Source organism: Bradyrhizobium sp. Ken01, from assembly GCF_055807355.1.
The window spans coordinates 63,620-76,188 of the sequence record NZ_JBVVPC010000023.1 but is presented as its reverse complement, the minus strand read 5'-3'; the positions used below and the strand labels follow the sequence as shown (position 1 = coordinate 76,188).

The window sequence follows — 12,569 nt, the reverse complement described above, 5'->3', positions numbered from 1 at the left end:
CGGAGAGTCAAATGGCCAAAGCAAAGTTTGAACGTAACAAGCCGCACTGCAATATCGGCACCATCGGTCACGTCGACCATGGCAAGACGTCGCTGACCGCGGCGATCACCAAGGTCCTCGCCGAAGCCGGCGGTGCGACGTTCACGGCGTACGACCAGATCGACAAGGCGCCGGAAGAGAAGGCGCGCGGCATCACGATCTCGACGGCGCACGTCGAATACGAGACCAAGAACCGCCACTACGCGCACGTCGACTGCCCCGGCCACGCCGACTACGTGAAGAACATGATCACCGGCGCCGCCCAGATGGACGGTGCGATCCTGGTCGTGTCGGCCGCTGACGGTCCGATGCCGCAGACCCGCGAGCACATCCTGCTCGCCCGCCAGGTCGGCGTTCCCGCGCTCGTCGTGTTCCTCAACAAGTGCGACATGGTCGACGATCCGGAACTGCTCGAGCTGGTCGAGCTCGAGGTTCGCGAGCTGCTCTCGAAGTACGAATTCCCGGGCGACACCATCCCGATCATCAAGGGCTCGGCGCTCGCCGCCCTCGAAGATTCCGACAAGACCCTCGGCCATGAGGCGATCCTCGAGCTGATGAAGCAGGTCGACGCCTACATTCCGCAGCCGGAGCGTCCGGTCGACCTGCCGTTCCTGATGCCGGTCGAAGACGTGTTCTCGATCTCGGGCCGTGGCACCGTCGTGACCGGCCGTGTCGAGCGCGGTATCGTCAAGGTCGGCGAGGAAATCGAGATCGTCGGTCTGCGCGCCACGCAGAAGACTACGGTTACCGGCGTCGAAATGTTCCGCAAGCTGCTCGATCAGGGCCAGGCCGGCGACAACATCGGTGCGCTGCTTCGTGGTACCAAGCGCGAGGACGTCGAGCGCGGCCAGGTGCTGTGCAAGCCGGGTTCGGTCAAGCCGCACACCAAGTTCAAGGCTGAGGCCTACATCCTCACCAAGGAAGAGGGTGGCCGCCACACCCCGTTCTTCACCAACTACCGTCCGCAGTTCTACTTCCGCACCACCGACGTGACCGGTGTCGTGCATCTGCCGGAAGGTACCGAGATGGTGATGCCGGGCGACAACATCGCGATGGAAGTGCACCTGATCGTGCCGATCGCGATGGAAGAGAAGCTCCGCTTCGCGATCCGCGAAGGTGGCCGCACCGTCGGCGCCGGCGTCGTCGCCTCGATCATCGAGTAATTACGAGAATAGGGATCGGCGAATAGCGAATGTGACATTCGCTATTCGCTATTCGCCACCCCACTGAAGAAAGACCACGGCAATGAACGGCCAAAACATTCGCATCCGTCTCAAGGCGTTCGACCATCGTATCCTCGATACGTCGACCCGCGAGATCGTGAACACGGCGAAGCGCACCGGCGCGCAGGTCCGCGGACCCATTCCGCTGCCCACCCGCATCGAGAAGTTCACCGTCAACCGTTCGCCGCACGTCGACAAGAAGAGCCGCGAGCAGTTCGAGATGCGCACTCACAAGCGCCTGCTCGACATCGTCGATCCGACCCCGCAGACCGTCGATGCTTTGATGAAGCTCGACCTGGCCGCTGGTGTCGACGTCGAGATCAAGCTCTAAGATTTTTGGATCACGTTCGCCACTAGCGGACAGAAAGAACAGGAAGCACGCCGATGCGCTCCGGAGTGATCGCACAAAAGGTCGGGATGACGCGGGTCTTTACAGAGGCCGGTGAACATATCCCCGTGACCGTGCTGAAGCTCGGCAATTGCCAGGTCGTAGGCCACCGCACCGAAGAGAAAAACGGTTATGTCGCGCTCCAGCTTGGTTCTGGCAGCCGCAAGACCGTGTACATGCCCAAGGCGGAGCGCGGCCAGTTCGCGGTCGCCAAGGTCGAACCGAAGCGGCAGGTCGAGGAATTCCGCGTCTCCGCGGATCAGATGATCCCCGTCGGTGCCGAGATCCTGGCCGACCACTTTGTCGTCGGTCAGTTCGTCGACGTCACCGGCACCTCGGTCGGCAAGGGTTTTGCCGGCGGCATGAAGCGCTGGAACTTCGGCGGTCTGCGCGCCACTCACGGCGTCTCGGTCTCGCATCGTTCGATCGGTTCGACCGGTGGCCGTCAGGACCCGGGCAAGACCTGGAAGAACAAGAAGATGCCCGGTCACATGGGCGTTGACCGCATCACCACGCTCAACCTTCGGGTCGTCCAGCTCGATGTCGAGCGCGGTCTGATCCTCGTCGAAGGCGCCGTTCCCGGCTCCAAGGGCGGCTGGATCCGCGTGCGCGACGCCGTCAAGAAGCCGCTGCCGAAGGAAGCTCCGAAGCCCGGCAAGTTCAAGGTTGCTGGCGAAGCGGACGCTGCTCCGGCTGCGCAGGAGGCGTGAGATGGAATTGAAGGTCACGACCCTCGAAGGTAAGGAAGCCGGCTCGGTCCAGCTTTCCGATACCATTTTCGGCCTCGAGCCGCGCCAGGACATCATTGCACGTTGCGTGCAGTGGCAGCTCAACAAGCGCCAGGCCGGTACGCACAAGGCCAAGGGCCGCGCCGAGATCTGGCGCACCGGCAAGAAGATGTACAAGCAGAAGGGTACCGGTGGTGCTCGTCACGGCTCGGCCCGCGTGCCGCAGTTCCGCGGCGGCGGCCGTGCCTTCGGTCCGGTGGTGCGTTCGCACGCCACCGACCTGCCGAAGAAGGTCCGTGCGCTCGCCCTCAAGCATGCGCTCTCGGCCAAGGCCAAGGACGGCGATCTCATCGTGATCGACAAGGCCGCGCTGGAAGCTGCTAAGACCAAGGCGCTGCTCGGTCATTTCTCCGGTCTGGGCTTGACCAACGCGCTGATCATCGACGGCGCCGAGCTCAACAACGGCTTCGCCGCTGCGGCCCGCAACATCCCGAACATGGACGTGCTGCCGATCCAGGGCATCAACGTCTATGACATCCTGCGCCGTCGGAAGCTTGTTCTGACCAAGGCCGCCATCGATGCGCTGGAGGCGCGCTTCAAATGACGAAGAACATCGAGCCTCGCCATTACGACGTGATCCTGTCGCCGGTCGTGACCGAAAAGGCCACGATTGCCTCGGAGCACAACAAGGTGCTGTTCAAGGTGGCCGCGAAGGCGACCAAGCCGCAGATCAAGGAAGCGATCGAGAAGTTGTTCGACGTCAAGGTCAAGAGCGTCAACACGCTGGTCCGCAAGGGCAAGACCAAGATCTTCCGCGGCAATCTCGGCTCGCAGTCGAACTCCAAGCGCGCGATCGTGACTCTCGAAGAGGGTCACCGGATCGACGTGACCACCGGTCTGTAAGGTCGTACGACGATGGCACTGAAGACATTCAATCCCACGACGCCGGGCCAGCGCCAGCTGGTCATGGTCGATCGTTCGGCCCTCTACAAGGGCAAGCCGGTCAAGGCGCTCACCGAAGGCAAGCACTCCTCTGGCGGCCGCAACAACACCGGCCGCATCACCGTGCGATTCCGCGGTGGTGGCCACAAGCGGACGTTGCGTACCGTCGATTTCAAGCGCGACAAGGTCGATGCACCCGCGACGGTCGAGCGGCTGGAATATGATCCGAACCGCACCGCGTTCATCGCGCTGGTCAAGTACGAAGACGGCACCCAGGCCTATATCCTGGCGCCGCAGCGCCTGGCCGTCGGTGATTCCGTCGTCGCCGGCAACTACGTCGACGTGAAGCCGGGCAATGTCATGCCGCTCGGCAACATGCCGGTCGGCACGATCATCCACAACATCGAGGTCAAGATCGGGAAGGGCGGCCAGCTCGCCCGTTCCGCGGGCACCTATGCCCAGCTCGTCGGTCGCGACCAGGACTACGTGATCGTCCGCCTGAACTCGGGCGAACAGCGCCTGGTGCACGGCCGTTGCCGCGCCACGATCGGCGCGGTGTCGAACCCGGATCACATGAACACGTCGATCGGCAAGGCCGGCCGCAACCGTTGGCTGGGCCGCAAACCGCACAACCGCGGCGTTTCGATGAACCCCATCGACCATCCGCACGGCGGTGGTGAAGGTCGTACCTCGGGCGGTCGCCACCCGGTTACTCCGTGGGGCAAGCCGACCAAGGGCAAGAAGACCCGCTCGAACAAGTCGACCAACAAATTCATTCTCCTAAGCCGCCACAAGCGGAAGAAGTAAGGAACGCCGGACATGGTTCGTTCAGTCTGGAAAGGCCCGTTCGTCGAGGGTTCTCTGCTCAAGAAGGCAGATGCCGCGCGCTCGTCCGGCCGTCACGACGTCATCAAGATCTGGAGCCGTCGCTCGACGATCCTGCCGCAATTCGTCGGCCTGACCTTCGGCGTCTACAACGGTCAGAAGCACGTGCCGGTGGCCGTCAACGAGGAAATGGTCGGTCACAAGTTCGGCGAGTTCTCGCCGACCCGTACCTTCCATGGCCACTCCGGGGACAAGAAAGCCAAGAAGGCTTGAGGATTAAACGATGAGCAAACCTAAGCGCGAACGGAGCCTCGCCGAGAACGAGGCCAAGGCGGTCGCCCGGATGCTGCGGGTGAGCCCGCAGAAGCTCAACCTGGTCGCCCAGCTCATTCGCGGCCGGAAGGCGGCTGCTGCGCTCGCCGACCTGCAGTTTTCGCGCAAGCGGATCGCGGTTGACGTGAAGAAGTGCCTGGAATCGGCTATTGCCAACGCCGAGAACAACCACGACCTCGACGTCGACGATCTCGTCGTGGCCCAGGCCTTCGTCGGCAACGGCCTCGTGATGAAGCGCTTTGCCGCCCGCGGGCGTGGCCGCTCGGGCCGTGTCTACAAACCATTTTCACAGCTGACGATCATCGTTCGTCAGGTCGAAGCCGCAGCAGCGGCTTAAGGGACGCAGGAGAACACGATGGGTCAAAAGATCAATCCGATCGGTCTGCGTCTTGGCATCAACCGGACCTGGGATTCCCGCTGGTTCGCGGGCAAGCAGGAATACGGCAAGCTGCTGCATGAGGACGTCAAGATCCGCGAGATCCTGCACAAGGAGCTCAAGCAGGCGGCCGTCGCCCGCATCGTGATCGAGCGTCCGCACAAGAAGTGCCGCGTCACCATCCACTCGGCTCGTCCGGGCGTGGTGATCGGCAAGAAGGGCGCCGACATCGACAAGCTGCGCAAGAAGGTCGCGGACATCACCTCGTCCGACGTCGTCATCAACATCGTCGAGATCCGCAAGCCGGAGCTCGATGCGACGCTGGTGGCCGAGTCGATCGCGCAGCAGCTGGAGCGCCGCGTGGCGTTCCGCCGCGCCATGAAGCGCGCCGTCCAGTCGGCGATGCGTCTCGGCGCGGAAGGCATCCGCATCAACTGCTCGGGACGTCTGGGCGGTGCGGAAATCGCGCGCATGGAGTGGTACCGCGAAGGTCGCGTGCCGCTGCACACGCTGCGCGCAGACATCGACTACGGCGTTGCGACCGCGTTCACGACCTTCGGCACCTGCGGTGTCAAGGTCTGGATCTTCAAGGGCGAGATCCTCGAGCACGATCCGATGGCCCAGGACAAGAGAATGGCCGAAGGCGAGACTGGTGGCGGCGGCGATCGCGGCGGCCGGCAGCGCCGGGACAACGCTGCAGCCTGACGCCAGCACAGAGAATTTGAGGGCTTGAAGCCATGATGCAACCTAAGAAAACGAAGTTCCGGAAGGCGCATAAGGGCCGTATCCACGGCGTTGCGTCTTCGGGCGCGACGTTGGCGTTCGGCCAGTTCGGTCTGAAGGCAACCGAGCCTGAGCGCGTCACCGCGCGCCAGATCGAAGCCGCTCGCCGCGCACTGACCCGCCACATGAAGCGCGCCGGCCGCGTCTGGATCCGCATTTTCCCCGACGTTCCCGTGTCGAAGAAGCCCGCCGAAGTCCGCATGGGTTCCGGCAAGGGGGCGCCGGAATTGTGGGTCGCGCGCGTCAAGCCGGGCCGGGTGCTGTTCGAGATCGACGGCGTCAACACCCAGACGGCGCGTGAAGCGCTGACCCTGGCGGCAGCCAAGCTGCCGATCAAGACGCGCTTCGTCGAGCGCATTGCGGAGTAATGGCCATGGCCCAGATGAAAATCGAAGACATCCGCGCGTTGAGCCCCGATCAGCAGGATGACGCCATCCTGAACCTGAAGAAGGAACGCTTCAACCTGCGCTTCCAGCGCGCCACCGGGCAGCTCGAGAACACCTCGCGCCTGCGCGAGGCTCGCCGTGACATCGCCCGGATCAAGACCGTCGCCGCGCAGACGCGCGCGAAGAAGAAGTAAGAGGCTTACGAAGATGCCGAAACGTACTTTGCAGGGCGTGGTCGTCAGCGACAAGCAAGCCAAGACCATCGTGGTGCGCGTCGATCGCCGCTTTACGCACCCGATCTACAAGAAGACGATCCGCCGTTCGAAGAACTACCACGCGCACGACGAGAGCAACGAGTTCAAGCCGGGCGACATGGTGTGGATCGAGGAATCGAAGCCGATTTCGAAGTTGAAGCGCTGGGTCGTGATCCGGGGCGAACACAAGAAAAGCGCCTGATCTGTTGGCTTTAGCCGACTGACTTCAGGGAAATGTTGAGCGCCGGCTGGGCTGGCGCAAATAGAAGAGGACGAGGTGCATCAATGATTCAGATGCAGACCAACCTCGACGTGGCCGATAATTCTGGCGCACGCCGTGTCATGTGTATCAAGGTGCTCGGGGGCTCCAAGCGCCGCTACGCCACGATCGGCGACATCATCGTTGTCTCGATCAAGGAAGCGATTCCGCGTGGCAAGGTGAAGAAGGGCGACGTGATGAAGGCCGTCGTGGTGCGCGTCCGCAAGGACATCCGCCGCGCCGACGGTTCGGTCATCCGCTTCGACCGCAACGCCGCCGTTCTGATCAACAATCAGTCCGAGCCGGTCGGTACCCGTATCTTCGGGCCCGTGCCGCGCGAGCTGCGCGCCAAGAACCACATGAAGATCATCTCGCTCGCGCCGGAGGTGCTGTGATGGCTGCGAAGATCCGCAAGGGCGATAAGGTCGTCGTGCTGACCGGCCGCGACAAGGGCCGCACCGGCGAGGTGTTCGAAGTGCGTCCCGACGCCGGTACGGCGCTGGTGCGCGGCATCAACATGGTCAAGCGTCACCAGAAGCAGACGCAGGCCCAGGAGGGCGGCATCATCTCGAAAGAGTCGCCGATCCAACTGTCCAACATCGCGTATGTCGGCAAGGACGGGAAGCCGACCCGCGTCGGATTCAAGATTCTGGCGGACGGCAAGAAGGTCCGCATCGCCAAGAGCTCGGGAGCTGAGATCGATGGCTGAGGCCGCTTACACGCCGCGCCTGCGCGCGGAATACGACGCGAAGATCCGGACGGAAATGACCGAGAAGTTCGGTTATGAGAACGTCATGCAGGTTCCGCGCCTGGACAAGGTCGTGCTGAACATGGGCGTTGGCGATTCCGTCAACGACCGCAAGAAGGCCGAGAACGCCGCTGCGGAATTGACCCAGATCGCCGGCCAGAAGGCGATCGTGACCTATTCGCGCATCGCGATCGCGACCTTCAAGTTGCGTGAGAACCAGCCGATCGGCTGCAAAGTCACGCTGCGCAAGGCCCGCATGTACGAGTTCATCGATCGCCTGGTGACGGTCGCGCTGCCGCGCGTCCGCGACTTCCGCGGCTTGAACCCGAAGAGCTTCGACGGCCGTGGCAACTACTCGCTCGGCCTCAAGGAACACATCATTTTCCCCGAGATCGACTTCGACAAGGTCACGGAATCCCGCGGTATGGACATCACCGTCTGCACCACGGCCAAGACCGACGACGAGGCGAGGGCCTTGTTGACCGCTTTCAATTTCCCGTTCCGGCAGTGAGACGCTGACCTAAAGCCTCTCAAACGCGGATACCCAGGAGCCAAGCATGGCAAAGAAGAGTTCAATCGAGAAGAACAACCGGCGCAAGCGGATGGCGAAGAACGCCGCCCCGAAGCGCGAGCGGTTGAAGGCGATCATCGCCGACAAGACGCTGCCGATGGAGGAGCGGTTCGCCGCGACCCTGAAGCTGGCGGAAATGCCGCGCAATTCGTCGGCGACCCGCATCCGTCTGCGTTGCGAGCTGACGGGCCGCCCGCGCTCGAACTACCGCAAGAACAAGCTGTCCCGTATCGCGCTGCGCGACCTTGGCTCCCGGGGCATGGTCCCGGGCCTCGTGAAGTCCAGCTGGTAAGGAGGGTCGTTTAAATGTCTACGCACGATCCAATCAGCGATCTGATCACCCGCATCCGTAACGCGCAGATGCGTTCCAAGAACAAGGTCTCCACGCCTGGTTCGAAGATGCGCGAGAACGTCCTCGAGGTGCTGAAGAGCGAAGGCTACATCCGCGGTTACGCCACGCTCGAGCACTCCTCGGGCCGTAGCGAGATCGAGATCGAGCTGAAGTATTTCGACGGCGAGCCCGTTATCCGCGAGATCGAGCGTGTCTCCAAGCCCGGGCGTCGCGTGTACGCCTCGGTGAAGAACCTGCCGCGGGTCAATAACGGACTCGGCATTTCGGTGTTGTCGACGCCGAAGGGAATCATGGCCGACCACAGTGCGCGTGAAGCGAACGTGGGCGGCGAAGTTCTCTTCACGGTGTTCTGAGAAGGATTTTTGATCCATGTCACGTGTTGGCAAAAGGCCGGTAGCGGTGCCGTCGGGTGTGACCGCGACCGTCGACGGGCAGACCGTCAAGATGAAGGGGCCGAAGGGCCAGCTTCAGTTCGTCGTCCATAACGACGTCGAGGTGAAGCTCGACAACGGCCAGGTCAAGGTGAACCCGCGGGTCGAGACCAACCGTGCGCGAGCCCTGTACGGGACCGCTCGCGCCCAGGTCGCGAATCTGGTCGAAGGCGTCACCAAGGGTTTCGAGAAGAAGCTCGAAATCACCGGCGTCGGTTACCGCGCTGCGCTGCAGGGCAAGAACCTGCAGCTCGCGCTCGGCTACAGCCACGACGTGGTCTACGCGATCCCGGAGGGGATCACGATCACCGTGCCGAAGCCGACCGAGATCACGGTGACCGGCAGCGACATTCAGCGCGTCGGCCAGGTCGCCGCCGAGATTCGCTCCTATCGTCCGCCGGAGCCCTATAAGGGCAAGGGCGTGAAGTATGTTGGCGAATTCATCTTCCGCAAGGAAGGCAAGAAGAAGTAACGGAGCCGGTCATGTCGAAAGCCAAGGTTACGAATGCCCGGCGCAAGCGCAGTGTACGACTGAAGCTGCGCCGCTCGGGTGGCGGCCGTCCGCGCCTGTCGGTGTTCCGCTCGTCCAAGCACATCTACGCCCAGGTCATCGACGACCTGAAGGGCGAGACGCTGGCCTCTGCCTCGTCGCTCGAGAAGTCGATGCGCGATGGCGGCAAGACCGGCGCCGACATCGATGCGGCGAAGGCGGTCGGCAAGCTGCTGGCCGAGCGCGCCGCCGAGAAGGGTGTCAAGGAAGTCGTGTTCGATCGCGGCAGCTATCTCTATCACGGGCGCGTCAAGGCTCTCGCCGACGCGGCGCGTGAGAGCGGGCTGAGCTTCTAACAGAATTTGAGGATTGAGGCGTAAGCCTCTGAAGGACTGGAAAAACCATGGCAGAACGCGAACAACGTGGTGGACGCGATCAACGCGGCGGCGGACGTGAACGCAGGGAAGAGCGCGACAGCGAGTTCGTCGACAAGCTCGTCCACATCAATCGCGTCGCCAAGGTCGTCAAGGGCGGCAAGCGCTTCGGTTTCGCAGCGCTGGTCGTGATCGGCGACCAGAAGGGCCGCGCCGGCTTCGGTCACGGCAAGGCGCGCGAAGTGCCCGAGGCGATCCGCAAGGCAACCGAATCCGCCAAGCGCAACCTGACCCGCGTGTCGTTGCGCGAGGGGCGTACGCTGCATCACGACATCGCGGGCCGTCACGGCGCCGGCCGTGTTTACCTGCGCGCAGCTCCGGCCGGTACCGGCATCATCGCTGGCGGTCCGATGCGCGCCGTGTTCGAGACGCTCGGCGTCCAGGACGTGGTTGCGAAGTCGATCGGCTCGTCGAACCCGTACAACATGGTTCGCGCGACCTTCGATGCGCTGAAGCATCAGGATTCACCGCGCTCGGTCGCTGCCCGCCGCAATATCAAGGTGTCCACCCTCCAGTCCCGCCGTATCGGTGGCGACGCCGAGGCGGTTGCCGAATAACGGAAGCTTTTCGGAGTAGACGCCCATGGCCAAGAGTGCCGTTACGACCGCAAAGACGATCAAACTCGAGCAGACCGGCAGCGCGATCCGCCGCCATCACTCGCAGCGTTCGACGCTGATCGGCCTCAAGCTCAACAAGATCGGCCGCACCAGCGAACTGCCGGACACCCCGGCGGTCCGTGGCATGATCTTGAAGGTTCACCATCTCGTTCGCATCGTCGACGAGAAGTAAGCAAAGGCGCACCATCCCGAAGCGGAGACCCGTTTTCGGTGAAGGTCATGCGCAAGAAACAAGGAGCAGGGCGATGAAGCTCAGCGATATCGCCGACAATGCCGGCTCGCGCAAGAAGCGTATGCGTGTCGGCCGCGGCATTGGTTCGGGCAAGGGCAAGCAGGCCGGCCGCGGTGGCAAGGGCCAGACCGCGCGTTCGGGCGTGCGCATCAAGGGTTTCGAAGGCGGCCAGATGCCCTTGCATCGCCGTCTGCCCAAGCGCGGCTTCAACAGCATCTTCCGCGTCGAGTTCGCCGAGATCAATCTCGACCGGCTCCAAGACGCGGTCGATGCCAAGAAGATCGACGCCGGCAGCGTCGTGAACGTCGAATCCCTGGTCAAGGCCGGCGTGCTGCGCCGCGCCAAGGGTGGCCTGCGGCTGCTCGGCCGCGGCGAGTTCAAGGCCAAGCTCAACATCGAAGTGCACGGCGCCTCGAAGACCGCGATCGCGGCAGTCGAGAAGGCCGGCGGCTCGGTGAAGATCCTCGCGCCTGCCAAGGAAGAAGGCGAGGCGGCGTAACAACTGCGTCATCGGCCCGCGGCTCGCGGGCCTTTACGCACGCGGGACGATGGACTTATCGAAGCCGTAGCCCCAGATAATGTCCGGTGTCCGGTATAATGTAGCCCGGCCGCGGGCATGACGGCGCAAAAAGCGGCGGGAGAAAGTCCAAGATGGCCTCTGCAGCGGAACAACTGGCAGCCAATCTCAATTTCGGTGCGTTTGCCAAGGCCGACGAACTGAAGAAGCGCATCTGGTTCACCCTGGGGGCGCTGCTCGTTTATCGGCTCGGGACCTACATCCCGCTGCCGGGCATCGATCCCAACATCTGGGAGCAGGTGTTCCGCTCGCAGGCGGGCGGCATCCTCGGCATGTTCAACATGTTCGCCGGCGGCGGCATTCACCGCATGGCGATCTTTGCGCTGAACATCATGCCGTACATCTCGGCCTCCATCATCATCCAGCTCCTGACCACCGTCTCGCCGCAGCTCGAGGCGCTGAAAAAGGAGGGCGAGTCCGGCCGCAAGCTGCTGAACCAGTACACCCGCTATCTCACGGTGATCCTGGCGGCGTTCCAGTCCTACGGCATCGCGGTGGGCCTCGAAGGCGCCGGCAACGTCGTCAGCGACCCCGGCATGTTCTTCCGTCTGTCCACGGCGATCACGCTGACCGGGGGCACCATGTTCCTGATGTGGCTGGGCGAGCAGATCACCTCGCGCGGCATCGGCAACGGCATTTCCCTGATCATTCTCTCCGGCATCGTCGCCGAGCTGCCCGCGGCGCTCGCCAACATGCTCGAGCTCGGCCGTCAGGGTGCGATGTCGACCGGCCTGATTCTGGTCGTCATCGTCATGGCGGTCGCCGTGATCGCCTTCATCGTGTTCGTGGAGCGCGCCCAGCGGCGGCTCTTGATCCAGTATCCGAAGCGCCAAGTCGGCAACAAGATGTTCGAGGGGCAGTCCTCGCATCTGCCGCTCAAGCTCAACACCTCGGGCGTGATCCCGCCGATCTTCGCGTCCTCGCTGCTGCTGCTGCCGACCACGGTTGCGAACTTCAACGCGGGCAGCGGACCGGAATGGTTCCAGTGGATCAACACCCAGCTCGGCCACGGCCGTCCGCTGTTCCTGATCATGTATCTGGCGCTGATCGTGTTCTTCGCCTTCTTCTACACCGCGATCGTGTTCAATCCGACCGAGACCGCGGACAATCTGAAGAAGCACGGCGGCTTCATTCCGGGCATCCGTCCCGGCGAGCGTACCGCGGAATATATCGACTACGTGCTGTCGCGCATCACCGTGCTCGGCGCGGTCTATCTCGCGATCGTCTGCTTGATCCCGGAAATCCTGATCTCCTACGCGTCGGTGCCGTTCTACTTCGGCGGCACGTCGCTGCTGATCGTCGTCAGCGTCACCATGGACACGGTGGCGCAGGTGCAGGGCTATCTCCTGGCGCATCAGTACGAAGGCTTGATTCGGAAATCAAAGCTGCGCGGCCGCCGCCGTTAAGCGCGGCGTCCTCTCGGGCGGCGCGATTGCTCCGCCGAATCGCTGCGCGTGCAGCGCGCGCGGACGGCGAGCCGGCCATTCGGTCGCCTCGGCGGAGTCGCTCTTACCGTCGTGCAAGCACTGATCTCCAAGCACTGATCTCAAAGGCTTCTTGGCGTCCGGCCATTTGCTCCCC

The 12,569-nt window shown here is 63.2% G+C and carries 23 protein-coding genes; all 23 read left to right on the top strand.

Annotated elements, in window-relative coordinates; translation table 11 throughout:
- Positions 1-11: 11 nt before the first annotated feature.
- Positions 12-1,202: an elongation factor Tu gene (gene tuf, locus AC0L3S_RS21885; protein ID WP_007603012.1), complete on the top strand. Its 1,191-nt coding sequence runs from the start codon at positions 12-14 to the stop codon at positions 1,200-1,202.
- 82 nt (positions 1,203-1,284) lie between these two features.
- Positions 1,285-1,593 (top strand): 30S ribosomal protein S10, encoded by a 309-nt coding sequence (rpsJ, locus tag AC0L3S_RS21880; RefSeq protein ID WP_002712302.1) that lies wholly within the window; start codon positions 1,285-1,287, stop codon positions 1,591-1,593.
- Positions 1,594-1,646: 53 nt separating this feature from the next.
- Positions 1,647-2,360: a 50S ribosomal protein L3 gene (gene rplC, locus AC0L3S_RS21875; protein WP_007603016.1), complete on the top strand. Its 714-nt coding sequence runs from the start codon at positions 1,647-1,649 to the stop codon at positions 2,358-2,360.
- Position 2,361: 1 nt separating this feature from the next.
- The gene (rplD, locus tag AC0L3S_RS21870; RefSeq protein ID WP_007603018.1) at positions 2,362-2,982 is read left to right on the top strand and encodes a 50S ribosomal protein L4; all 621 of its coding nucleotides are present in this window, start codon (positions 2,362-2,364) and stop codon (positions 2,980-2,982) included.
- A complete protein-coding gene (locus AC0L3S_RS21865) occupies positions 2,979-3,281 on the top strand; it encodes a 50S ribosomal protein L23 (RefSeq protein WP_007603019.1) in 303 nt (100 codons plus the stop codon). Before rplD ends, AC0L3S_RS21865 begins: the two co-directional genes overlap by 4 nt.
- A gap of 12 nt (positions 3,282-3,293) precedes the next feature.
- Complete coding sequence (rplB, locus tag AC0L3S_RS21860) at positions 3,294-4,127, top strand: 50S ribosomal protein L2 (RefSeq protein WP_007603020.1); 834 nt, start codon at positions 3,294-3,296, stop codon at positions 4,125-4,127.
- A 12-nt stretch (positions 4,128-4,139) separates the two neighbouring features.
- Entirely contained in the window at positions 4,140-4,418 is a 279-nt protein-coding gene (gene rpsS / locus AC0L3S_RS21855) for a 30S ribosomal protein S19 (RefSeq protein WP_007603021.1), read from the top strand.
- 10 nt (positions 4,419-4,428) lie between these two features.
- Entirely contained in the window at positions 4,429-4,815 is a 387-nt protein-coding gene (rplV, locus tag AC0L3S_RS21850) for a 50S ribosomal protein L22 (protein WP_007603022.1), read from the top strand.
- An 18-nt stretch (positions 4,816-4,833) separates the two neighbouring features.
- Positions 4,834-5,559 (top strand): 30S ribosomal protein S3, encoded by a 726-nt coding sequence (gene rpsC / locus AC0L3S_RS21845; protein ID WP_247497528.1) that lies wholly within the window; start codon positions 4,834-4,836, stop codon positions 5,557-5,559.
- A 32-nt stretch (positions 5,560-5,591) separates the two neighbouring features.
- Positions 5,592-6,005: a 50S ribosomal protein L16 gene (gene rplP, locus AC0L3S_RS21840; RefSeq protein ID WP_007603024.1), complete on the top strand. Its 414-nt coding sequence runs from the start codon at positions 5,592-5,594 to the stop codon at positions 6,003-6,005.
- 5 nt (positions 6,006-6,010) lie between these two features.
- The gene (gene rpmC / locus AC0L3S_RS21835) at positions 6,011-6,217 is read left to right on the top strand and encodes a 50S ribosomal protein L29 (RefSeq protein WP_007603026.1); all 207 of its coding nucleotides are present in this window, start codon (positions 6,011-6,013) and stop codon (positions 6,215-6,217) included.
- A 13-nt stretch (positions 6,218-6,230) separates the two neighbouring features.
- Positions 6,231-6,479, top strand: a complete 249-nt coding sequence (rpsQ, locus tag AC0L3S_RS21830; protein WP_007603028.1) for a 30S ribosomal protein S17 — start codon at positions 6,231-6,233, stop codon at positions 6,477-6,479.
- A gap of 83 nt (positions 6,480-6,562) precedes the next feature.
- On the top strand, positions 6,563-6,931 hold the full coding sequence (gene rplN, locus AC0L3S_RS21825; RefSeq protein ID WP_007603030.1) for a 50S ribosomal protein L14: 369 nt from the start codon (positions 6,563-6,565) through the stop codon (positions 6,929-6,931).
- The gene (gene rplX, locus AC0L3S_RS21820) at positions 6,931-7,245 is read left to right on the top strand and encodes a 50S ribosomal protein L24 (protein WP_007603031.1); all 315 of its coding nucleotides are present in this window, start codon (positions 6,931-6,933) and stop codon (positions 7,243-7,245) included. The genes rplN and rplX overlap by 1 nt, the downstream gene beginning before the upstream one ends.
- Positions 7,238-7,795, top strand: a complete 558-nt coding sequence (rplE, locus tag AC0L3S_RS21815; RefSeq protein ID WP_007603032.1) for a 50S ribosomal protein L5 — start codon at positions 7,238-7,240, stop codon at positions 7,793-7,795. Before rplX ends, rplE begins: the two co-directional genes overlap by 8 nt.
- A gap of 46 nt (positions 7,796-7,841) precedes the next feature.
- Entirely contained in the window at positions 7,842-8,147 is a 306-nt protein-coding gene (gene rpsN, locus AC0L3S_RS21810) for a 30S ribosomal protein S14 (RefSeq protein WP_473263983.1), read from the top strand.
- A gap of 14 nt (positions 8,148-8,161) precedes the next feature.
- Positions 8,162-8,560, top strand: coding sequence for a 30S ribosomal protein S8 (rpsH, locus tag AC0L3S_RS21805; RefSeq protein ID WP_007603034.1), 399 nt, complete (start codon positions 8,162-8,164; stop codon positions 8,558-8,560).
- A gap of 16 nt (positions 8,561-8,576) precedes the next feature.
- Positions 8,577-9,110 carry a 50S ribosomal protein L6 gene (gene rplF / locus AC0L3S_RS21800; protein ID WP_007603035.1) on the top strand — a complete coding sequence of 178 codons (534 nt, stop codon included), beginning with the start codon at positions 8,577-8,579 and terminating at the stop codon, positions 9,108-9,110.
- Between the two features lie 11 nt (positions 9,111-9,121).
- Positions 9,122-9,484 carry a 50S ribosomal protein L18 gene (gene rplR, locus AC0L3S_RS21795; protein WP_007603036.1) on the top strand — a complete coding sequence of 121 codons (363 nt, stop codon included), beginning with the start codon at positions 9,122-9,124 and terminating at the stop codon, positions 9,482-9,484.
- Between the two features lie 47 nt (positions 9,485-9,531).
- The gene (gene rpsE, locus AC0L3S_RS21790) at positions 9,532-10,119 is read left to right on the top strand and encodes a 30S ribosomal protein S5 (RefSeq protein WP_007603037.1); all 588 of its coding nucleotides are present in this window, start codon (positions 9,532-9,534) and stop codon (positions 10,117-10,119) included.
- A gap of 25 nt (positions 10,120-10,144) precedes the next feature.
- Entirely contained in the window at positions 10,145-10,351 is a 207-nt protein-coding gene (gene rpmD / locus AC0L3S_RS21785; protein ID WP_211399432.1) for a 50S ribosomal protein L30, read from the top strand.
- Between the two features lie 73 nt (positions 10,352-10,424).
- Positions 10,425-10,910, top strand: coding sequence for a 50S ribosomal protein L15 (gene rplO, locus AC0L3S_RS21780; RefSeq protein WP_473281176.1), 486 nt, complete (start codon positions 10,425-10,427; stop codon positions 10,908-10,910).
- A gap of 152 nt (positions 10,911-11,062) precedes the next feature.
- The gene (gene secY / locus AC0L3S_RS21775) at positions 11,063-12,394 is read left to right on the top strand and encodes a preprotein translocase subunit SecY (protein WP_027518585.1); all 1,332 of its coding nucleotides are present in this window, start codon (positions 11,063-11,065) and stop codon (positions 12,392-12,394) included.
- The last annotated feature ends 175 nt before the right edge of the window (positions 12,395-12,569 follow it).